The following is a 20,705-nucleotide window of genomic DNA, read 5'->3' as shown; positions in this document are numbered from 1 at the left end:
ATTATTTTAAGTCATTTAAGCCTCTTTGAATTGCTTCATCGACCATTCGATTACCAACGGTTAAATCCTGATGCTGCCAGTGCATGATTTTAATCCACATTGGATTGCCACCATGCAGAGTTTCATAAGTTTGTTGCCGACTACCAAAGCTCTCTCCTGAAATTTCCCAAGCTAAGTTTAGTAGTACAATTCGTTCTTCGGCTGTTAGTAGATGTGAAGATAAAATCGGTTTTAATAGCGTTTGATAGCTTTGATAGGTGTTTACATCGGGGATTGATACCACCGATCCACCTGAAAACTCCTGAATGGTAATGATGACTTCACGATACATTTCAGGTAGAATATCTCTGACTGCGAGTAAGGCCTGCATATTTGGAGTATAAATGCCATTTTCGATGGTGCCACTATTTTCTGACCAATCAACTGTTCCTTTAATTAATTCAAGATTCCGAGTTAATTTGCCAAGTATTTCTTGAGTTCTTAGAAAATCAGTTAACCCCAGTCCTTTAGCGATTTTAATGGCTAAAGCTGTTACAAATTCGAGTTTGACTAATCCTCGAACCTCATCTTGATGGGCGGTGTGTACAAAGAGTCCACTTTTTGGAAAAAATTGATTGCTTTTCTCAACATCACCCTCAACAAAAACATTTTCCCATGGCACAAAGACATCTTCAAATGTAATGAAGGCATCAGATTCATCGATAAAGTTTGATAATGGGAAATCGGCTAGACGGTATTCTGCCTTTGCAGTCGGCTTTCTAAGCCAAATTTTCACACCTTCACAGTTTAATGGTACTGAAAAAGCATTGGCAAAGCGTTCATCACCCTCAGCTAGTCCTGGTACATTATAGACGAGTAGCTCGTCTGCATAAGGTGCAAGCGTATTGACCATTTTTGCACCATTAATGATAATTCCTGACTCATTCTTTGACGTCACCCATGTGCCAGCGAAGCGCTCGCCCTTTTGAAAATTACCTTCAAGTGTTAGGCTACGATCTACCTGTGGATTTTGTAGTGCGTGTGAAATGAATAGATCATTTTCCTTCATTCTTTTAGCATAATTTGTTATATTTTCGCTAAAGCTTGTCCATTCATTTTGACCAAGATTTTTTGCATAATTGGGTAAAACAGCAATACCGGCATTTAAAAATTCATTGCCTCTGCCGATTAACCCATAGCTTTTTTCCGCAATTTCTTGATAAACTTGATGCTTAAGTTTTAGGTCATTACTTGATTTTGGGGTAAGGTAGGTGGTTGAATAGGTTTGACCATTTTCTTGGTAAGTATGATTAATACTATTTTCTTGTAATTGATAATATTTTTGAATGATGCTTAGTGTATTTTTTAAAACTGGATAGTCATTGAAGTGAGTGAGTAATTTGCCATTTAGGTAGATTTTTCTACCATCGTTCAAGTTTCCATTTTTTGTTGTCATACAGCCTCCATTATTAGTGATACAAATTTAGATAACGCTTTCCTTACCTGTAAAATAATTTTATCATAAAGTGTTTAAAAGTACGATCAGTGACTGGCAAGGTTATTAATATGCTTATAATGCTAATTTTTTGGATGAGTAAAAGAGAAATGTAGTTTGCATTTTTACTAGAACCATTATTCATAAAAATATTGAAACCATAGGTTTAGCATGATATAATCAATCTGATTGGGAGGATTATTTATGATTAAAAAGGCATCCCTTGCTTGCACTGTTTGTGGTTCAAGAAATTACGCAATTACTGTTAGTGGCAATCAAAGAAGTAATCGAATTGAAGTTAAAAAGTTTTGTAAATATTGTGGTAAGCATACCTTACATAGTGAGACCAGATAAAGTCTATTAAGAGGAGGGCAAGTTGAAATTTATTAAAAGTGTTTTTCAAGAAATGAAAAAAGTTACGTGGCCATCTCGTAAACAATTGTTCCGTGATACTAAAATTGTATTTGGAACCTCTATTATTTTTGCGGTTATCTTGTTTATTTTTGATACGTCTATCAAGACAATTATTCAGGCAATTTTGTCTTTGGGTTAATTTTTTTTTTGAAGTGTGCTATAATGGCAACGTGTAAAAGTTTCGATTGTCGGAGCTTTTTTATTTTGGAAGTATAAAATGGAGGCAAGATGTTAGATAGTTTTGACAAAGGCTGGTTTGTTTTACAGACCTATTCAGGTTATGAAAATAAAGTAAAGCAGGACTTATTACAACGCGCACAAACTTATAATATGCAGGATAATATTTTACGTATTGAAATCCCGACTGAAACGATTGTAGTCGAAAAAAATGGTGTTAAAAAAGAGATTGAAGAAAATATTTTTCCGGGTTATGTATTGGTAGAGATGGTCATGACTGACGATGCATGGTATGTTGTGCGTAATACACAAAATGTTACTGGTTTTGTGGGCTCTCATGGTAATCGTAGTAAGCCGTCACCATTATTAGAAGAAGAAATTCGTGCGATTCTTAAATCAATGGGTAAATCGGTTCGTGCAACAGAGCTTAATGTTAAGGTTGGCGATAATGTTCGTATTATGGAAGGGCCTTTCCAAGATATGATTGGTCAGGTGGCTGAAATTGAAGATAAAGATAAGATTAAAGTCGCTATTGAAATGTTCGGTAGACAAACGATTGCTGAAGTTGATACAGATCAAATTGAAGAAGCAGAGTAGTCTATAAATTTATTACAAAAATCATGCTGATAGTCTTGAATTATCTTATTGATAGTGATAAAATAATTCTTGTTGTTGTCGAAGCATTTTAGCTTGATAATTACGAGATTTATGGGTTGTTAGCTCAGTTGGTAGAGCAGCTGACTCTTAATCAGCGGGTCGCGGGTTCGAGCCCCTCACAACCCATAGGTGCCAAACCTAATCGTAACGTCTAAACGTTGGTGCGCAAGCATTTAGAAAACGTGTAGGACGTTATTTTTTTTGGTTTGATACAGTTTTATTAAATTTTTTTCATCTTGTCTATAGATAAAAACTTTTCAAGTATGCTTATTTTTAATATTAAACTGGGTGATATTTGAAAAAATTTTGATTAGTTGATATATTGAGGTTAGCTTAAATCAGTATTGGAGTGTGGAATGGCGAACGAATTTGTAGTGTATCAAAGTAAATTGAAACAGGTAGGCTTATCGTTTTTAGGATTTATAATGGTATTTATGAGTTTACTTGTCTGTTTGGGAGGTTTATTAGAGCATAAATATTTGCTTATTATAATAGGACTCGTCGGTTTTATTTTTTTTGGAATGTGTGAAGCCTTTATTGTTAAACAGGTATTTAAAGGCAAAAAACTTGTTATTTTGAATAGTAAGGGTTTTTTTGATTACTCCAGCGCTTTAGCTACTAAGGATATGCTTATCCCTTGGTCTAGTATTTATAAAATTGAGAATAAAAGTATGATAAATCAGCAATTTGTATCAATATATTTAAGAGATTCCGAATCGTTCCTACAAAAGTTATCTTCTTTGCAAAAAAAGGCGATCCAAGCAAATATTAAAATGGGCTTTGGCGAGATCAATATTACGCTTCAAAGCTCTAAGAAATGTACCAATGAGCAGCTTATAGAAAAAATGAATCAATTTAAGAATGAAAAATTAAGAATTGAGGAAGGATAATGTTACTTTTAATTATTATTTTAGTCTTGCTTGCCATTTTCATTTGGTATTCTATCTTAAGAAGAGAAAGAATTGAGAAACAAATGAAGAAAAAAAATGATAACGAGCAAATTCTTAAGGCTAAAGCCGTTTTTAAGGTAAATCAGACGAAAAACATACGAGAGAGTGCTGAGCAAACAATAGCAGTAAAACGACTTCGTGATGCATTATTGAATATTATCGATAATAAATGATACTGCTTAGTATATACTGAGTATTTATATTCATTCATTAGTTAAAAGGGGAATCGGATGACAGGTAATACACATGAATACATTGTCTACGAAAAAAAAATAAAAAGATTGTTTGTTTTATTTTTATTTATCTTTATTTTAATTTGTGATTTTATTTTATTATTTTATTTTTTTGAAGATTTAGATTTATTATTGCTATGTCTTGTTACTGCGCCGTTTGCACTTTATGGGATTGTTAGATTGATAAAATTGCCAGAGTTATATAGAAGATCAGTTATTTTGACTAAGGATGGTTTTTATGATTATTCTCAAGCATTTGCCACGTGTGATATCTTGATTCGTTGGGATGATGTAGTGTCAATAGAAAATGAAGATATTGGTAAAAAGCAATTTGTTGCAGTATATGTAAAAGAACCTGAAAAAATAATTACGAGGCTGAATTATTACCAGCATTTAATTGCTAATAATAATTTAGCGGCTAATCGAAGTATAATTAATATATGTATGGAAAATAATAGTCAATGTAGCAACAATGAATTAATTATGGAAATGGAATATTATTTAGAGCAATTTAAAGTTATTGAGTGAAGCAGTGGAAATGATATTAAATATTTTATAGCTTGTTGATACAGTTTTTTGAGATGCCATTAATGTGCTAAAATATCAGATTCATTATCAATAGTTTAAGCTTTGTTTAAGCTCAGCCCTATATTATTAACTCATCCCAAATAATTAATCTTTTTCATAAACTCCTTCCACTGTCAGTGATGACAGTGGTTTTTTTATGGCCATGCTTATTTCAGTTAATTAAAATATTATGTTTTCTTAATTAATAAGGTTTAGTGTTTGCAAATTTTACTTTATTAGGTTAATTTAGTTAGGTAAAAATAATTATAATCACCTAACTAAAAAAGGAGAAAAGCATGACTAATTCAAATTTTGATATTTCGGCTTCGGTCAATAAGCTTTATTATCGTATTATTTTAAATGAACTAAGGCTAATGAATAACTCAGCAAATTTTCCAAATATCAGCTATAATACTTTGCTTTATTTGGATATTATTTCGCTGACAGAAAATTGTACGGTTAGTCAGCTGGCAGAAGTGTTACATATTGCTAAATCATCAGTTACTTTAAAAATTAATGAGCTGATGCGACAGGGGTTAGTTGAAAAAACTCAGAGTAAAACGGATAAACGGGTTAAGTATTTGACAGTCTCATCCCAAATTTATAAGGAATATCAATATTTTGATCTGGCTACACAAAGGGCGATTCAGGCGATGGCGCAGGAGTTTAGCAAAAATGAGCTTGCATTACTTGATAAGATGCTCAATCAATTTAGTAGCTACTATGAAGTTGGTCTGTCAGATGAAGAATGATAGCCAATTAAATCCTAAAAAGGTTGAACAAAATGCTTTATTAATGGGCACCATTTTGTATTCAGTGATGTGTATTGCAAGTTTTTCGGTTTATTTTATTTCTAAAATTCAAGCGATGTTTCTAGATGCTTCATTTATTTTAATTACGGTATGCTCAACCATTATTGCCTCTATTATTTCTCGCCATAGTGAACGACGAAGCACAAGATTTCCAGCAGGCTTATTTTTTTTAGAGCCCTTATATGCTATTTTTCGTTCAGTCTTGATTATTGTATTAACGATTTTATCCTGTACGAAAGTGAGTTTTTCGGCATGGCAATATTTTGTTTATGGGAAAGGTGAGGTTATCAATGTGTTGCCGATTATCCCATATGAAATTTTAGCTGTTATCCTATGTGCGTTTTTATATTTGTATTATATGCGACAGAATAAAAAAATTAATAATATGAGTACATTGATTAATGCTGAGGCAAAAACAACTTTGTTAGATGGCTTAATGTGTGCTGGAATCGGTATTGTTGCTCTTTTGGTTGCTTTTATTCCAGAGAACACACCACTAGATTTTATCAGATATACGGGAGATTTCTTTATTACAGTAACTTTGTCTTTGATGGTAATTAAAGCACCATTTAAAATATTGAAGAATAGTTTTATTGAAGTAGTCCATGGGACAATGCTTGATGACAGCCAAAAAAGAGAGATTGAAACGGTTATTTATAACACGTTACCTTTTCAACTGAAAGAATATTTAAGCTGTCAAATTTACAAGGTTGGTGTCAGCCTTCAAATTTCGATTTTAGTAGCACATGATTGTCATCAAGTGGTCGATTATCAGGCGCTTCTTCGTTATCGGCAGCAATTGAAAGATATCTTGGTACAAAAATTTAATTATATAGAAATTCAAATTATTTTATCTTAATTAGCAATTTGAAAGGGAGTAGCTATGTCTAAAATTCATATTCTGAATGAGTACGATGCATTAAAAACAGTAATTCTAGGAACTGCAGATCAACTATATTTTCCTGGTATGCATTCAATAGAAATGGAGGCTGAGAGCTCTTGGTGGAAAAAATTGCTTAATCAGCTAATTTATGCCAATCTTGAGCGAAGAAAGGTGCCTCAATTTATAGTTAAAAAGTATCAGGCGGAGCTTAGCAATTTGGAAAATGTTCTTAAATCCCAAGGAGTAGAGGTTTTACGATTGGATGAGGTGGTTCCCTCTAAGGAAGAATCTGCGGGCTTAGGGCAAATGTTTGCTCGTGATGCAGTGATGTGTGTTGATGATCAGATGATTGCAGGGAAGTTACAAATTGAAATGCGTCAAAAAGAGCTGCGTGGCTTTGAAAATATTTTAAAAAAATATGCTCAAATTGGGAAAGTTGCTTCAATTGATCCAACTGGTGATGGTCAAGCCTTCTTAGAGGGTGGCGATGTGATGGTTGATTACCCTTATGTTTATGTGGGTATTGGTAAATATGCTAGTAATATGGCTGGTGTAAAGTGGCTTCAAGAGTTGCTAGGCGATAAGTTTCAAGTAGTTCCTGTGAAATTAGCTAATGAAGGTATCTTGCACTTGGATTGTTGTATGACAATTATTGGTGAGAGAACTGGTATTATTCATCGTGATTCCTTGCAAAATCCCTTACCCGAGCCGCTAAAAAATTATGATTTTATAGAGGTTGATGCAAAGACGAGGCATGAAATGGGTACTAACGTTTTATTGCTTGGACGTAAAAAGATTGTCGTTCAAAAAAGGCATCAGGCTTTGAGGGAATCGTTGGTTGAAAGAGGCTATGAGGTATTTCCGATTAGCTATACATGGCATGCGATGCTTGATGGTGCATTTCGTTGTACAACATGTCCAATTGATCGAGAAGCTGAGTAATAGCATTGATTTTTTAATCACTCATTTAATATAGAAAGTCCTCCTGTTTTGATTGCAGAACAGGAGGACTTTTGTAGCAGAAGTTACTATTTAAAATAAGTCGTCACCACTTTGGTGGTTTAGACCAGGATGGTAGTCAAAACGAACGACACCAACAGGTATTTCTGCTGAAATGTTTTGTTTAATTTCAGCCACACCTTGAATACCAAAACCGGCACATAGTTCAATGGCGGTGATACCATCACCTTCTAGTAGCTTAGCTGCTTTTACTGCGTCTTCGTAGTTTTTTGCACCCACAGTTGTTAAATCTACTTCAGGTGTGCAAATAGTTGTCACATCTTTAGTAAAATCAGCCTCGGGCGCTAAAAAGATAAATGCTGCCTTTAATTTCATTTGTATCCTCCTATGATAGTTTTATTGTAATGTAACAATCCTTTAAAAGCTGAGCTTGCTTAATATTATAAATGATTAGCGCTCTTTGGAGAGTAGTTTAATATGGATAGGATAACGTGATAGCTTAGCATAATCACTAGAGAAAATATAAAAAATTGTAAAATAAATTGTTGTCCGGTTGAACTTTTAAAAATAAGAATGATATTCTTAAGTAGTGAAAATGGCTGCGTAAATATTTCCCAGCTATTCCAGCGCTCAAATCGACCTAAATAGATACCAATTGTATTAAGGAATAAAATAACAGGATATAATACAATGCCCTTTAGCTGCTTGTTGAAATGACTACATATTTTTTGGCTAACAGCCTGAATACTCCAGCAGCCTAGGAAGATTGTTGGAAAAACAGATAGAAAAATCATCATTAGTTTAAACCACATTTCAGAGTCTAGCTTAATTAGTGCGGTTGTTGTGTCATAAGGCTCTAATAGTGAGATGTGGAAAAGATCAGTGATTAAATAGAAATTGTTTGGCAAAAATAATAGCCAAATGATGAGCAGTGGTATTAAAAATTTTAATTTTTTGAATTGCATGCCAATCAAGGTTAATTCAATTGGAATTAATGCGAGAATCGTATTAACAAATAATAGAATATAGGTGCTTTGTTGGTAAAATGTGATGTGGATTATTATTAGTAGCGAAATGTAGTAAATATGTAATAATAAAACTGATTTTTTATTCATTCTAGTTAACTCCGTAAAAAATAATTCGGCGATGGATGTTATTGTTCAGCACAAAGTTGTAATACCCATAATAGCACAATTAGTCATTTGAATTCTTAAAATATTAAGAAGAATTAACGTCACTAAATAGGACTTAATAGTTATCAATTAATATTAAAAGACTTTATTTTTGTTATAATTTAGTTATAAATGAATTGAAAGGTGTGTATATAGTGGATTTAAATCTCTTGTTCTCAATTGATTCTCACTTTATTAATCAATTAAAGACAACTCTTTTATCAATTGTCCAAAATACGCGGCATTGTTCGATTAATGTCTATGTTTTGCAAAAAAATAGATTAGAGCAATCCGAGTCACTGACTGATTATTGTCAAACAATTGGGGTAAATTATTATCCAATTGTGATTGGTAATGATCTTCTTTTTGCCAATGCGCCAATTTCTAAGCGCTATCCAGAAACGATTTATTATCGCTTAATTGCTCAGAAATATTTACCTTTAAATCTGGATAAAATTTTATATTTAGACGCTGATATTTTGTGCATCAATGATTTATTACCGCTTTATCAAACTGAGATTGGTGAATATCTATACGCAGCCTGCAGTCATAGTAATTTAACGAATATGACAAATGTGATTAATAAGGTTCGTTTAAAATCGTATGAATCTGAAAATTATTATAATTCGGGTGTTTTATTAATTAATTTGAAACGTGCACGGACAGAGGTTTTACCAGCCGATATTTTTCAGTTTATTGAAAATAATAAATATAATCTATTATTGCCAGATCAGGATATTTTAAATGGTCTTTATGCTGAGGCAATTTTGGCCCTACCAGATCAGCTTTATAATTTTGATGCGAGGAAGAATGCAACCTATGAAACACTCAGCATGGGAGAGTGGCATTCAAATTGGGTGATTAATCATACAGTTTTATTACATTTTTGTGGTAAAGGGAAGCCCTGGCAAAAGCAATATCGCGGCCGTTATGGTATTTTATATAAGCATTACTATCATAAGATGGAAACTCTTAGTTTATAAATTTAAAAGCGTCTTGCCTCTCGAAAAAAGCGCAGGATTAGAATAGTTTGAGATATAGCTAAGCATAAAAAGAGACCGGAAATTGAGATAATCATATGTCGACCATATTGATGATAGAGATAGACTGAAACGATGACACCTAGAATAAAAACGATAACGACGCTTAAAAAATGAATGCTGCGTTCTTTAAAGTTATTATCTTTTGTTTTTAAATAATCGTATAGATTACTAGCAAGCCCTTTTAAATTACCTGTTGTAAAGAGATTGGTATAAGCTAATCCGTTGATTTTATCAAAGGAGGTCCATTGAATCGCTGCAGTAAAAGCGATAATTATCGTAACGATTGATGGATGTAGCTGTAAGAGACTGAGGTTTAGAATGAAAAAAATGAGTGCCTGAAGATAGAGTAAAGCGAGTCGCCAAAAATGGAATTTTTTTTTGTTGAAGTAATCAATCATAAATTTGGCAAGCATAATTCCAATAAAGAAAAAAGCAGTTGATAGTAATTTTTTACCAACGGATTCCCAATTGTGGTCATAGGCTTCAATGATAGCTAAAATTAAATTGCCGGTTTGAGCAGAGGCGAAAGCACCATAGTGGATATAGGTATAGCTATCCAACATACCTCCGATAAAGGTTAGTAGTAAACCGACTAAACGATTTTCGTGAAAATTGATTTTCATTAATTAACAGCTCATTTCTTTGTAATTAGCTTCGGCTATTTGTTGGGGGAAGCTTTTAGGGTTGCTATTTGAAGTGAAAATAGACGTTATTATTGTATACCTAATTGTAGGTTATGAAAAGTGGTTAATTTTATCTCTATCATCAAATAAAATTTTTTTATATAATCAAAGATGGTGTTTTTATATACTTATTAAATTGTTAGGATAAATGATTTAATAAAATTTTATTAGCGAGGTTATCGATGGAGAAAAAGCTTTCTTTTAAGCAGTATTTATATGTTGGTTCAATGTTATTTGGTTTATTTTTTGGTGCAGGTAATCTAATTTTTCCAGTTCATATGGGACAGGAGGCTGGGGGTAACATATTTTTAGCAAATCTGGGCTTTTTAACTACTGGGATTGGACTACCTTTTTTGGGTATTATTGCAATTGGCGTTTCACGTTGCAATGGTTTATTTGAGCTTGCGGCAAGTATTAATCGTCGTTATGCCCTGATTTTTACAGTTTTATTGTATTTGGTAATAGGACCTTTCTTCGCTCTACCTCGTCTAGCAACGACTTCTTATGAAATTGGTTTAGCAACATTTGTTCCCGAATCACTTAATGCGTTCTTTTTATTCTTTTTTAGCATTCTTTTTTTTGGTCTAGCTTGGTTTCTTTCAAGAAAACCGAGCAAGCTGCTAGATTATGTTGGTAAATTTTTAAATCCGTTATTTTTAGGATTACTTGGTATTTTATTGATTTTTGCTTTTGTTCGTCCAATGGGTGATATTGCCACTGCTCATGTTTCAGTGAATTATCAATCACATGCTTTTATTACGGGCTTTACAAATGGCTACAATACATTAGATGCGTTGGCATCTCTAGCGTTTGGTATCATTATTGTGACGACGATTAAGAACATGGGGGTTGAAAAAACTTCAAGCATCGCTAAGGATACAATTTTATCTGGCTCAATCAGTATTATTGTGATGGGAATTATTTATACCTTACTTTCTTATGTTGGCGCGATGAGTCTGGGTCAATTTACGATTAGTGAAAATGGAGGGATTGCACTTGCTCAAATCGCCAATCATTATTTAGGCAATATCGGTAGTATTTTGCTTGCTATTATTGTGATTTTAGCCTGTTTAAAAACGGCTATTGGTTTGATATCAGCTTTTTCTGAAACCTTTGCCACATTATTTCCAAAGCGCTCTTATGCATTCTTTATAGCAATTTCAAGTATTTTACCAGCTATCTTTGCCAATTTTGGTTTAACTAAAATAATTAGCTTTTCCTTACCTGTGCTGATGTTTATTTATCCTTTAGCGATTACTTTAATCATATTGTCTATTATTAGTCCGTTATTTAGGCATCAAGCAATTGTTTTTCAAATGACAACTTATTTTACACTGGTTGCAGCTATTTTGGACGGTCTTGCTGCCAGCCCCGATTTTATTAAAGGTATTGGATTGGTGCATCTTATTTTAGCTGCTGCTCGTGATTATTTACCATTCTTTGAAATTGGCTTGGGCTGGCTGACACCCGCAACACTTGGCTTTTTCTTAGGAATTATTTTAGCCGCTGCCAAAGGTGATATGACCAAAAAACAAAAGCTAGCATAGCCATTTTTATAAACTTATATCATAAAAAACCGAAGCTAATAGTCTTCGGTTTTTTTGTTATTTATAGATGAAGGTAGGCTGATTAAAAATTAGAATATAATATGTTCTTTAATAATTTCAAGATTCTTTATGATCATTTTCCGATCCTTCATTTTGATTGCACCCATATCTTTCAGCTGCTGCATCATTCGATTGACACTGCTTGCTGACGTGATACCACAAAAATGCGCAATTTCTTCATTTGTGACAACAAAATCAATTAAAATGCCATCTTTGCTAGAGATGCCAAATTGATCATATAGCTCGAAAATTTGTGTACAAACTGCACCAAACTTACCATTAGTTAGCATTTGTTGCATTTTTTTCATTGAGTGCATCAATAGGATTCGGTAATAATCCTTCACATAATTTTGCAATTCGATATTTTGGTTGATATCATTCCAAAATTGTGTTCTTTCAATTTGATATAGCTCTGCATATTCAGATTCGATTCGGATATTAAAGGGGGCATCTATAAAGTGTGAATACTCGTCTTTAACCAAAGAAACAATTTCAAGATTATTAATATATTGTAAATTGAATTCTCGGCCATCTCTTGAGATGACACTCGTTTTGATAATGCCCTTTTTTAAGATATAGACATAACAATCTTGAAGTCCCTCATAGGTTAGATATTTTTTTCTTTTTTTAACAATAACAGGAAAAGAATGAGTGTTTAAGTATTCTTTTAACGCTCTATTTTCCATTTGGTAATTCCTCTCTTTAAAATGATTTCTGAGCTAATTTATTTAGCTGTTGATTAAGCTAATTTTATCATAAATTGATTTTAATATACTCTACTATTTAATCTAGTTATGAACGATAAAACAACTACAAATGTTAATAAAATTTGTAGTTTTAATTTATTATATTAAAAAATGATGTACAATTTAGCATTTTTTCTTTTCTAAAGAGGTTTATGCTTGCTCCTGTAGTAATTTTTATTGAAAAAAGAAAAGTGAGGCAGAAAATGAAAAATTGGACAAATGCAATGATTGAAAGACTAGATTCAGCTTACCGAGTACGTTTTGATCGAGATGAATCATTAATTTTTCTAAATGATGCATATCAAAATTTACTAATCCTTGAAATGAAATTTGAAACGGATGAAAATGAATTAGTATCTCATTTCTTGGAATACTTTATGGAAGTTCGAGACTTGTTTATTAGTGAGCTAGTTGATCGTTATCCGTCAAACTATCATGATATTGAAAGTAAAATTGAGGAATTACATCAAATGAATGATAAAATTTGTCATTTTAATCCCCAAAAAGAAATCCGCAAAGCAGAACGACGGACGATTGCATAATTGTATTAAAAATTAAGGAGCTTATAAGGCATTGGATAATAGCAAAGAAAAATTATTTAATCGAGGTTTTATTTCAATTACAATAATTAATTTTATTGTATATTTAGTTTATTATTTATTGATGGTTATCATGGCCGTTATCGCACAAAATAATTTGCATGCGTCACTAGGACAAGCAGGACTGGCTTCTGGCATTTATATTATCGGTACCTTACTTGCACGCTTGCTTATTGGTAAAAAATTGGAATTAATTGGTAGAAAAGCAATTTTAAGATATGGTGCATTATTTTATTTAATTACGACAATTGCCTATCTTTATATTCCTACAATTTCGATGCTTTATTTAGTTCGGTTATTAAATGGTTTTGGCTATGGTACGGTTTCAACAGCAACTAATGCTATTGTGACGGCATATATTCCAAAATCACGTCATGGAGAAGGGATAAATTATTATGGCTTAAGTACGAGTCTGGCAGCAGCTATCGGGCCATTTATTGGTATGATTTTATTAAACTATACTGATTTTCGATTTATTATTATTTTTTCAATTATTTTAGTATTTTTGACAACAATTGCTTGCTTTATCTTTCCAGTTAAAAATATTCAGCTTTCCAAGGAACATCGTGCAACCTTAAATCAATGGACCTTTGATAGCTTTATTGAAAAAAAAGTTATTTTTATCGCTAGTATGGCATTTTTAATGGGGCTATCCTATTCAAGTGTGCTTGCATTTTTATCGTCTTATGTTAAGGTAATTAATTTAGTTGTCGTTAGTTCTTTCTTTTTTGTTGTTTATGCTCTAGTAATCACCTTTACCCGTCCATTTTCTGGTAAGATTTTTGATGCCTATGGTGAGAAATATGTGATGTATCCAAGCTATTTATTTTTAACTGGTGGTCTCTTTTTATTAAGTATTACTAATAGTGGTTGGATGCTATTGGTCTCTGGTGGATTAATTGGGCTTGGCTATGGTACATTTATGTCAAACGGGCAAGCAGTTTGCTTAAAAACAGTGACAGATAATCATCGAATTGGGATTGCGCTTTCAACGTATTTTATTGGCTTGGATTTAGGCTTAGGTGTAGGTCCGTATATCCTCGGTGAATTAAGAAGCTTCTTATCATTCCAAGAAATTTACCTAGTAGCTGGCATTTTACCGATTATTTGTATTGTCCTCTATAAATTTGTTTATCATGAGGAACAGGCGGGTATTCAACAATTAGCAAAATAGTTATTATGATTAATTTTACAAAATCAGATCAGTCGCTCAGGTGATGTTTGATCTGTTTTTTTATATTATAAATATAGTTAGAATAAATCAATTGATAAATTATTAATATAGCTGTTACCTTTAAAATAATCAGAAAATGATGTAGTATGAAGCATTATTGAGATGTTTTTATGAAAGGAAGCTAAATGCACATTGCAAATCGAGTTTTAACGTTACCCCAGAATAAATTTGAACGAATTGATGATAAAATAGCGAAATTGCTTAAAAGCGGTGCTAAGGACTTAATTAACCTTGGTAAAGGTAATCCGGATGGTAGAACCCCTGATTTTATTATTGATGCATTGCATCAATCTGTCGAGATAAAGGAAAATCAGGGTTATACAGCGTTTAGTGGTAAGCAGTCGGCATTGAAGGCCATCGCCAAGTTTTATTTAGATAACTATCAGGTTGAATTAGACCCGGAAACAGAAATTATTGCGGTACATGGTGCTGTTGTGGGCTTAGTTGCTACAATTAATAGCTTAATTGATCCAGGGCAAAAGGTTGTTGTTAGTGATCCATATTATCCAACCTATGAAGCGGCAACACATTTAGCAGAGGGTGATTTTACACCAATTAAAGTGGCGGCAGAAAATAATTTTTTATTAAAGGTTGATGAAATTCCAGCGGATACTGATTTGCTTTTGTTAAACTATCCTAGTAATCCAACCGGTGCCATTGCGCCCAAAAAATATTTTTCAGATATCATAACAGCGGCTCAAAGTGATAATTTTTCAGTGGTTCATGATTTTGCCTATTCAAATATTGGCTTTGAAGCGCAACAATGCAGTTTTTTACAGGCATCTGGTGCCAAAGAGGTGGGCGTAGAAATTTTTTCGACTTCTAAAGTTTATAATATGGCTGGCTGGCGCTTTGGCTTTGTTGCTGGCAATGCAGAAATTATTGCGGCCATTAAACGTTATCATGCGCAATACTATTCGATGATTTTTGGTGCGGTTTCTGATGCAGCGGTGAGTGCATTGTTAAGCAATCAAGCTTTTCCGAAGCAACAATTAGAATTATATCGAAAGCGGCTTAATATTTACCAAGCTGGCTTTGAAAAATTAGGCGTTGAGATGAATGTGCCAAAGGGTGCGTTATATGTCTGGCAGCCTGTACCTAAGGGTTATACGTCTGAGGAATTTGCAGATTTGTTATTGTCCGAGGCGCACGTTGCTGTTATGCCGGGTAACTTCTTTGGGGAAGGTGGAGAGGGTTATATTCGATTGAGTTTGATGGTATCAGATGATGAAATTGCAGCTGCGATGCACCGTTTTGCTGCTAAGGATTTATTTAAAGCTAAATCCTTAGCTTAACGGCTTGTAAGAATATTATTTAATTTTAATTGCTTAATATTTATTATATTTGGATTGCTTAATGCTCATCGTTATCATTTGCTAAGCAATTAATGCTTTTTTATTCCTAATTTTAGTTCTAAAATTTATAAACGGGGTACCAGTATTAATGTGCACCCATTTATAAATTGGTCATAGTGCTGCCATAATTGTCCATTAGCATTGCAGCGGCTCAAAAATCGAGACCATCAAGTCAATCAACTAATTGCTTAATCGCTTTATTTTGATTGGCTTTCATCTTACTTCCTCTAGCTAGTTCTCGAAAGGCTTTTCCTTATTTATCTGAATTAGGACACCGAATGGATCTATGATTGCTGCGCTAAAATCTGCGAAATCATTTTCAATCGGAGCCTGAATAATTTGTGAATCTGGATATTGAATGATTTGCTGATAAATTGCTGCTGCTGATTCGACATCATCGGTTAATACGCTTAAAGAAATGGTGTTTCCTTTTTGGAATGCCATTTGCTGATAAATTGGATTGTCAGCAATTTGTAATTGGCTTTCTCCAATTTGGAGAACAGAATGGGAGATATAGTGTTCATGCCCTGTTGGGATGTCCATTTCAGGATTTAGTTTTTGCTTAAATTCCTGATTAGTAATTTTAAAAAGTAGCTTGCCATTGAACACCTTTTGATAAAATTGAATTGCCGCTTCGGCTTTGCCATTTAGGCTTAAAAATATTGCAAATGCTTTGATTTTCATAGTGCTTCTCCTTTTCTTGTGTTAACCTTATTATAAAACTAAATGGTGTCAAATTATGACACCTTTGGAGGAGAAATGAAAAAATCAGCAAGAATTCAACAGGAATTGTTTTTTATCAATGAAAATAAATCATTTCGGCTTAAAGATTTGATGAGCGCATTTGATATATCAAAGAGTACTGCGCTAAGGGATATTCAGGATTTAGAGCTACTTGGTGTGCCGCTTTACGCAGAGAATGGTCGATATGGAGGCTATAAGGTAATTCATAATGCATTATTACCACCGATTTATTTCAGTGAAAATGAGCTATTTGCTATTTTTTACGCGCTACAATTACTTAAATTACTGACGGATTCACCCTTCGATGATGCTTATGTCAATGTTTATCAGAAATTATTAAATACATTTCCAGAGGATCGGCAAAAAAAGATTCAGCAAATGACTGATTGTGTGCAATATGAAGGTGTACTCCAAATTGAAACGACTCGCAGTCTAGGTCAATTATTTAGCAGTATTTTGAAAAATGATTTAATCAGTATGCATTATTGCAGATATGGTCGTGTTGAAAAACGAATTATACCAGCTCGATTGGTATTGATGGAGGGCTATTGGTACTGTATTGCTTTTGATGCTGTTAAACAACATTTTTCAAAATATTACTGTTTTAAAGGGATTTATAACCCAATAAAACAGCTTTTTTTATTTTTACGCAGTATTTTACGCAGTTATGATGATTTAATGAAATCAGCAAATATTTCACCTGTTTGCTTCAGCATATTTTGATTGACATGAGTATAGATATCTAGTGTGATGCTAGAATTAGCATGGCCTAATCTATTTTGAACTTCTTTAATACTTGCACCAGCTTCCAAAGCAATAGAAGTATGTGTGTGGCGTAAACCGTGTATAGTAATTACTGGTAGCCCTGCTTTTATCTGTAAATTTTTAAATTTTCTGAGAGTTGATGATGACATATAGGAGTTGCCGTCATTAGTAAATAGAATTTTATTACTGTTAGTTCCTATTTTCAACAAGTGCCTTCTTTGCTGATTAAGATAATTTTTTAAGACTTTGATAGTATAATCATCTAAATATATACTACGTATACTCGTTCTAGTTTTAGGCGTACTTATAATAAAATCTTTACCAGCCCTGCTAAGAGTTTTTGTTACTTGTAAAGTTTTATTTTTAAAATCGACATCAGACCAATTTAATGCTTTTGCTTCGCCAATTCTTAATCCAGTATATGCGATTAAGTGTATTGCGGTTATAAATGTTAAATTATCAAATTTTGGCGATAAATTTTTTTTATCATTTATAAAATTGAAGAATGCTAACAATTGTTCTTTAGACCATGATTTATCTTTTAAGTTTTCTATTATATGTTTTTTCGGCATTGAGATATCAGACATTGGATTATATTCAATTTTTCTCATACGTCTTGCAAATTCAAATACTAATTTAGTATATATAAACCAGCTAGAAATATTTTTACCAGTTGAATTCCAACCATTTACAACGTTTTGCATAAAAATTGGTGTCACTTTTTTTATATTGATATTTTCTAAGATTGGCAGTACATGAAGATTAAACATTGAACTTATGTAATAGATTGAACTATCTTTAATATTAGCTTTATGACTTTCAAACCAAAGATTATAAAAGTCACCAAATGTTTCAGCACTAAAATCATTCATTGATCCATGTCTTTCAAATTTAACAATTGCAGCATTTACTTTTCTAATCAATTCTTTTTCGGTTTTTGCAGTAATTGTTTTCTTTACGTCTTTATCTGTTAATTCATTTTTACCTAGAAAAACACTGGATCGATAACGTGTTTCTCCATTTTTTAAAACTATTTTCTTTATTTTCATAAATTAATCCTTTCCAATCGCACGGCAAGCAATTTGTTAGGATAAAGTATTGGCATCACTCCTTTCAATTGATATAATTAGGGTACAAAAAATAATCCTTTTCAGAGGATATTTTTTCAAACACGTTCGAGACTTGGTAGGTTGGAACGTGTTTTTTTATTTGTCGCTATCTAAAGGAACACTTATTTTGTTATTGGCATCATAGTTACTATACAGGTATAAAACTTTGTAATGATTTTCATCGGTTTTAGAATAGATAAAATCAAAAGAATAAATTTTGTCTTGATACGTGAAATTACTTATGCCGCTAAACACATTTTTATATGTTTCTGAGCCGTCTTGGCTTTTATCATCTGGCATAATATTAACTTTGAGATTATCACTAGAATCATCGATTTCAAAATTATCTATTTGATATAATTTTTTTATTTCCTTTTTTGCTAAAACAATAAATTCAGCTTTTTGGCTATTATTAGCTTCTTTGACTTCGCTATTTGTCTGATTATAATCATAGCTGCTATCATTAGTTGATTTACTTTCACTTTTACTTGAACAAGCTCCCAATAATACAATGCTAATTACCATTAATCCTAATAATTTAATCTTTTTCAATTTTAAACTCCTTCAATCATTCTTGTAAATTCATCTTTAATTAACCATTCCATAGTAGAAGTAGTATCAAATCTCGCCCAAATAGCAAATTTTAGCCAATCAAACAGACTTATATCGTCGTTATCATATTCATCTATATAGATGCTAAGTTTACTTCTGACCATTCCTCTATTTGCTTCACATTCAAGTTGAGAACGTCCTGAATGTGTAGTGTTATAGTAATAATACATATCAGAGTGGTTCATGGCATGGTAAAATTCATGAAGCAATATATTTTCTGTTTCTTGATCCATCAAATTTTGATTAATGAAGATAGTTTTTGATTCGGGATCAAAGAAGCCAACACATTCAAATAAATCAGAATAAATGATATTAATATTTTGATCCCTAATTTTTTTCTTTATGTCCAAATATTACCCTCCTATTACTCATCTTTCTTATTTTCAAAATAAGCATCGAGTAATTGTTTTGCTACAAGTTTATCATGGTCACTAATTGGTTTACCATTAAATGAATTAGCTTTTTTAAATAAATCTTTTACATCAATAAATTCATTGTCATTGCTTTTCCTGTTTAAAAGATAATCCACTGAAACGTTGAAATAATCTGCGACTTTATTTAATGGTATCAATGTTGGTTGGCTTTTATCCCACTTGTTTATAGTTCCGTTGGAAATATCAAGTTTTCTTTCTAATTCTGCAATTGAACCAACGTTTGGACTATTGTTTACAAGGGTTTTGATAATTTCTTTTGTATTCATGTTCAATCCTTCCAATAATAAAATAGAGCGGGCTCTAAAAAAAAATAAAAAACTATTGACAAATAGAGTGCAATCTATTATCATTGGTTTTGTGAGAGACGAAAGATAATAAATTACGACAATTCTAAATTAAAAAACGTTTATGCAACCACTAATTGTATAAACGAGTGTTTAACATGTCTTTATAATAGATTACACTCTATTATTTGTCAATAGTTTAGAGTAAAAAATTACCTTTCTCTCTATTATTTGAAAGGAGGATGTAAATGCTGTACGAAAATGTTAAAAATTTAGCTTTTAAAAAAGGAGTTTCTATTTATCGAGTAGAGCGAGATTTAAATTTATCTAATGGCGTAATTGGAAAGTGGAATACCTCAAAACCGTCTGCGGAAAATTTAAAAAAAGTTGCAGATTATTTCAACGTTTCAGTGGAAGAACTGATGGAAAAAAGTGATAAGGAGGTTTAAATGAATAATTTAAAAGTAACAGGTACGCAAACAATCGGGTCAATTCAATTTACAGGAATTGAAGGGGGATTCGGAGAAGGTAAAAAAGCAATGTTAGTTAAAGATATTGCAGAAATTCATGGTCGAGAAGTTAAACATATCAATGAATTAATTAATAGGAATATTTTAAGGTTTAAACCGTCGATAGATGTCATTGATTTAAAAGTAGCCGTTCAGGACGACCACAATTTAAGTTCTTATGGATTTACAAAAATGCAAATTGCAAAATCACCAAATTTATATCTCTTATCCGAACGTGGTTATGCGAAGCTGCTTAAAATTCTTGAAGATGATAAGGCTTGGGAAATTTATGATCAGTTAGTTGATAACTATTTCAGTATGAGAAAAGAACAAGAATTCAAAATCCCTAAATCAACACGAGATTTAACATTATTGGCATTACAAGCGAACGAGGAGACAAATGAGCGTTTAGATGATGTCGAGAGCCGTATTACTAGCTTTGAAGAAAATAAGCTGATTACTTCAGAGGATGTAGGCACAATCGGGCGCCATGTTCGAAATAAAGTTTATCAATTTGCTAATGACCGTCATTTAGGGAAAGAAGCAGTCAGTATGCTGTATCAAGACCTTAATTCTAGTGTGAAACAAGTTTTTAATGTTCCTAATCGTGGGCGGATTAAAGATAAAGATTTTCAAAGTGTTTTAGAGTTTATCTATTCTTGGGAGCCGTCCTCTGTAACTA

The 20,705-nt window shown here is 32.5% G+C and carries 27 protein-coding genes and 1 tRNA gene; 18 read left to right on the top strand and 10 right to left on the bottom strand.

Annotated features, from left to right (window positions below; all coding sequences use genetic code 11):
* Position 1: 1 nt before the first annotated feature.
* Positions 2 to 1,435, bottom strand: a complete 1,434-nt coding sequence (locus HOY35_RS12480) for a 4-hydroxyphenylacetate 3-hydroxylase N-terminal domain-containing protein (protein WP_172214326.1) — start codon at positions 1,433 to 1,435, stop codon at positions 2 to 4.
* 243 nt (positions 1,436 to 1,678) lie between these two features.
* Between HOY35_RS12480 and rpmG the strand changes: the two genes are divergently transcribed.
* The 10 genes from rpmG to HOY35_RS12430 all read left to right on the top strand — a co-directional run bounded on the left by rpmG (position 1,679) and on the right by HOY35_RS12430 (position 7,109).
* A complete protein-coding gene (gene rpmG, locus HOY35_RS12475) occupies positions 1,679 to 1,828 on the top strand; it encodes a 50S ribosomal protein L33 (protein ID WP_172214324.1) in 150 nt (49 codons plus the stop codon).
* Positions 1,829 to 1,850: 22 nt separating this feature from the next.
* Positions 1,851 to 2,027: a preprotein translocase subunit SecE gene (secE, locus tag HOY35_RS12470; protein ID WP_172214322.1), complete on the top strand. Its 177-nt coding sequence runs from the start codon at positions 1,851 to 1,853 to the stop codon at positions 2,025 to 2,027.
* An 89-nt stretch (positions 2,028 to 2,116) separates the two neighbouring features.
* Positions 2,117 to 2,662, top strand: coding sequence for a transcription termination/antitermination protein NusG (gene nusG / locus HOY35_RS12465; protein WP_172214320.1), 546 nt, complete (start codon positions 2,117 to 2,119; stop codon positions 2,660 to 2,662).
* 113 nt (positions 2,663 to 2,775) lie between these two features.
* Positions 2,776 to 2,848 (top strand) — tRNA-Lys (locus tag HOY35_RS12460).
* 230 nt (positions 2,849 to 3,078) lie between these two features.
* A complete protein-coding gene (locus HOY35_RS12455; RefSeq protein WP_172214318.1) occupies positions 3,079 to 3,612 on the top strand; it encodes an STM3941 family protein in 534 nt (177 codons plus the stop codon).
* A complete protein-coding gene (locus HOY35_RS12450; protein WP_172214316.1) occupies positions 3,612 to 3,845 on the top strand; it encodes a hypothetical protein in 234 nt (77 codons plus the stop codon). The genes HOY35_RS12455 and HOY35_RS12450 overlap by 1 nt, the downstream gene beginning before the upstream one ends.
* 57 nt (positions 3,846 to 3,902) lie before the next feature.
* Positions 3,903 to 4,433 (top strand): STM3941 family protein, encoded by a 531-nt coding sequence (locus tag HOY35_RS12445; RefSeq protein WP_172214314.1) that lies wholly within the window; start codon positions 3,903 to 3,905, stop codon positions 4,431 to 4,433.
* A gap of 335 nt (positions 4,434 to 4,768) precedes the next feature.
* Positions 4,769 to 5,224: a MarR family winged helix-turn-helix transcriptional regulator gene (locus tag HOY35_RS12440; protein WP_172214312.1), complete on the top strand. Its 456-nt coding sequence runs from the start codon at positions 4,769 to 4,771 to the stop codon at positions 5,222 to 5,224.
* Positions 5,214 to 6,143: a cation transporter gene (locus tag HOY35_RS12435; RefSeq protein ID WP_172214310.1), complete on the top strand. Its 930-nt coding sequence runs from the start codon at positions 5,214 to 5,216 to the stop codon at positions 6,141 to 6,143. The genes HOY35_RS12440 and HOY35_RS12435 overlap by 11 nt, the downstream gene beginning before the upstream one ends.
* A gap of 24 nt (positions 6,144 to 6,167) precedes the next feature.
* The gene (locus HOY35_RS12430) at positions 6,168 to 7,109 is read left to right on the top strand and encodes a dimethylarginine dimethylaminohydrolase family protein (protein WP_172214308.1); all 942 of its coding nucleotides are present in this window, start codon (positions 6,168 to 6,170) and stop codon (positions 7,107 to 7,109) included.
* Between the two features lie 90 nt (positions 7,110 to 7,199).
* Here HOY35_RS12430 and HOY35_RS12425 read toward each other — a convergent pair whose 3' ends face one another.
* The gene (locus HOY35_RS12425) at positions 7,200 to 7,502 is read right to left on the bottom strand and encodes a DUF6506 family protein (protein ID WP_172214306.1); all 303 of its coding nucleotides are present in this window, start codon (positions 7,500 to 7,502) and stop codon (positions 7,200 to 7,202) included.
* 65 nt (positions 7,503 to 7,567) lie between these two features.
* Entirely contained in the window at positions 7,568 to 8,242 is a 675-nt protein-coding gene (locus HOY35_RS12420) for a DUF1361 domain-containing protein (protein WP_172214304.1), read from the bottom strand.
* A gap of 209 nt (positions 8,243 to 8,451) precedes the next feature.
* On the opposite strand from HOY35_RS12420, the gene HOY35_RS12415 reads away from it, so the two are divergent.
* Positions 8,452 to 9,282, top strand: coding sequence for a glycosyltransferase family 8 protein (locus HOY35_RS12415; protein ID WP_172214336.1), 831 nt, complete (start codon positions 8,452 to 8,454; stop codon positions 9,280 to 9,282).
* Between the two features lie 2 nt (positions 9,283 to 9,284).
* Here the strand turns inward: HOY35_RS12415 and HOY35_RS12410 are convergent, their stop codons facing one another.
* Positions 9,285 to 9,965 carry a YoaK family protein gene (locus HOY35_RS12410; RefSeq protein WP_172214302.1) on the bottom strand — a complete coding sequence of 227 codons (681 nt, stop codon included), beginning with the start codon at positions 9,963 to 9,965 and terminating at the stop codon, positions 9,285 to 9,287.
* Positions 9,966 to 10,207: 242 nt separating this feature from the next.
* Here HOY35_RS12410 and brnQ point away from each other — a divergent pair, with 242 nt between their 5' ends.
* Positions 10,208 to 11,572 carry a branched-chain amino acid transport system II carrier protein gene (gene brnQ / locus HOY35_RS12405; RefSeq protein WP_172214300.1) on the top strand — a complete coding sequence of 455 codons (1,365 nt, stop codon included), beginning with the start codon at positions 10,208 to 10,210 and terminating at the stop codon, positions 11,570 to 11,572.
* Between the two features lie 89 nt (positions 11,573 to 11,661).
* Here brnQ and HOY35_RS12400 read toward each other — a convergent pair whose 3' ends face one another.
* On the bottom strand, positions 11,662 to 12,318 hold the full coding sequence (locus HOY35_RS12400) for a Crp/Fnr family transcriptional regulator (RefSeq protein WP_172214298.1): 657 nt from the start codon (positions 12,316 to 12,318) through the stop codon (positions 11,662 to 11,664).
* A gap of 263 nt (positions 12,319 to 12,581) precedes the next feature.
* On the opposite strand from HOY35_RS12400, the gene HOY35_RS12395 reads away from it, so the two are divergent.
* From HOY35_RS12395 to HOY35_RS12385, 3 genes are all read left to right on the top strand, one after another.
* On the top strand, positions 12,582 to 12,920 hold the full coding sequence (locus HOY35_RS12395; protein WP_172214296.1) for a hypothetical protein: 339 nt from the start codon (positions 12,582 to 12,584) through the stop codon (positions 12,918 to 12,920).
* A 31-nt stretch (positions 12,921 to 12,951) separates the two neighbouring features.
* Positions 12,952 to 14,151 carry an MFS transporter gene (locus HOY35_RS12390; protein WP_172214294.1) on the top strand — a complete coding sequence of 400 codons (1,200 nt, stop codon included), beginning with the start codon at positions 12,952 to 12,954 and terminating at the stop codon, positions 14,149 to 14,151.
* A 185-nt stretch (positions 14,152 to 14,336) separates the two neighbouring features.
* Positions 14,337 to 15,506 (top strand): aminotransferase class I/II-fold pyridoxal phosphate-dependent enzyme, encoded by a 1,170-nt coding sequence (locus HOY35_RS12385; RefSeq protein WP_172214292.1) that lies wholly within the window; start codon positions 14,337 to 14,339, stop codon positions 15,504 to 15,506.
* A gap of 291 nt (positions 15,507 to 15,797) precedes the next feature.
* Here HOY35_RS12385 and HOY35_RS12380 read toward each other — a convergent pair whose 3' ends face one another.
* The gene (locus HOY35_RS12380) at positions 15,798 to 16,250 is read right to left on the bottom strand and encodes a VOC family protein (RefSeq protein WP_172214290.1); all 453 of its coding nucleotides are present in this window, start codon (positions 16,248 to 16,250) and stop codon (positions 15,798 to 15,800) included.
* Positions 16,251 to 16,325: 75 nt separating this feature from the next.
* Between HOY35_RS12380 and HOY35_RS12375 the strand changes: the two genes are divergently transcribed.
* Positions 16,326 to 17,033 (top strand): YafY family protein, encoded by a 708-nt coding sequence (locus HOY35_RS12375; RefSeq protein ID WP_172214288.1) that lies wholly within the window; start codon positions 16,326 to 16,328, stop codon positions 17,031 to 17,033.
* On the opposite strand, the gene HOY35_RS12370 is transcribed toward HOY35_RS12375, so the two are convergent.
* The 4 genes from HOY35_RS12370 to HOY35_RS12355 all read right to left on the bottom strand — a co-directional run bounded on the left by HOY35_RS12370 (position 16,976) and on the right by HOY35_RS12355 (position 19,496).
* Positions 16,976 to 18,124: a site-specific integrase gene (locus tag HOY35_RS12370; protein WP_172214286.1), complete on the bottom strand. Its 1,149-nt coding sequence runs from the start codon at positions 18,122 to 18,124 to the stop codon at positions 16,976 to 16,978. The two genes, HOY35_RS12375 and HOY35_RS12370, sit on opposite strands and share 58 nt — an antisense overlap.
* A 156-nt stretch (positions 18,125 to 18,280) precedes the next feature.
* Positions 18,281 to 18,736: a hypothetical protein gene (locus tag HOY35_RS12365; RefSeq protein ID WP_249641555.1), complete on the bottom strand. Its 456-nt coding sequence runs from the start codon at positions 18,734 to 18,736 to the stop codon at positions 18,281 to 18,283.
* Between the two features lie 2 nt (positions 18,737 to 18,738).
* Positions 18,739 to 19,146 carry a DUF6782 family putative metallopeptidase gene (locus HOY35_RS12360; protein ID WP_172214284.1) on the bottom strand — a complete coding sequence of 136 codons (408 nt, stop codon included), beginning with the start codon at positions 19,144 to 19,146 and terminating at the stop codon, positions 18,739 to 18,741.
* 14 nt (positions 19,147 to 19,160) lie between these two features.
* Positions 19,161 to 19,496, bottom strand: coding sequence for a helix-turn-helix domain-containing protein (locus tag HOY35_RS12355; RefSeq protein WP_172214282.1), 336 nt, complete (start codon positions 19,494 to 19,496; stop codon positions 19,161 to 19,163).
* A gap of 266 nt (positions 19,497 to 19,762) precedes the next feature.
* Between HOY35_RS12355 and HOY35_RS12350 the strand changes: the two genes are divergently transcribed.
* Both HOY35_RS12350 and HOY35_RS12345 read left to right on the top strand, forming a co-directional pair.
* Positions 19,763 to 19,963 carry a helix-turn-helix domain-containing protein gene (locus tag HOY35_RS12350; protein ID WP_172214280.1) on the top strand — a complete coding sequence of 67 codons (201 nt, stop codon included), beginning with the start codon at positions 19,763 to 19,765 and terminating at the stop codon, positions 19,961 to 19,963.
* On the top strand, positions 19,964 to 20,705 hold a 742-nt coding region (locus tag HOY35_RS12345; RefSeq protein ID WP_172285850.1), incomplete at its 3' end, for an ORF6C domain-containing protein.

This window comes from Enterococcus sp. MMGLQ5-1, assembly GCF_013155265.1.
Taxonomy (GTDB): Bacteria; Bacillota; Bacilli; order Lactobacillales; family Streptococcaceae; genus MMGLQ5-1.
The sequence above is the reverse complement of the archived record's forward strand: the minus strand, read 5'-3'. Positions and strand labels throughout refer to the sequence as shown.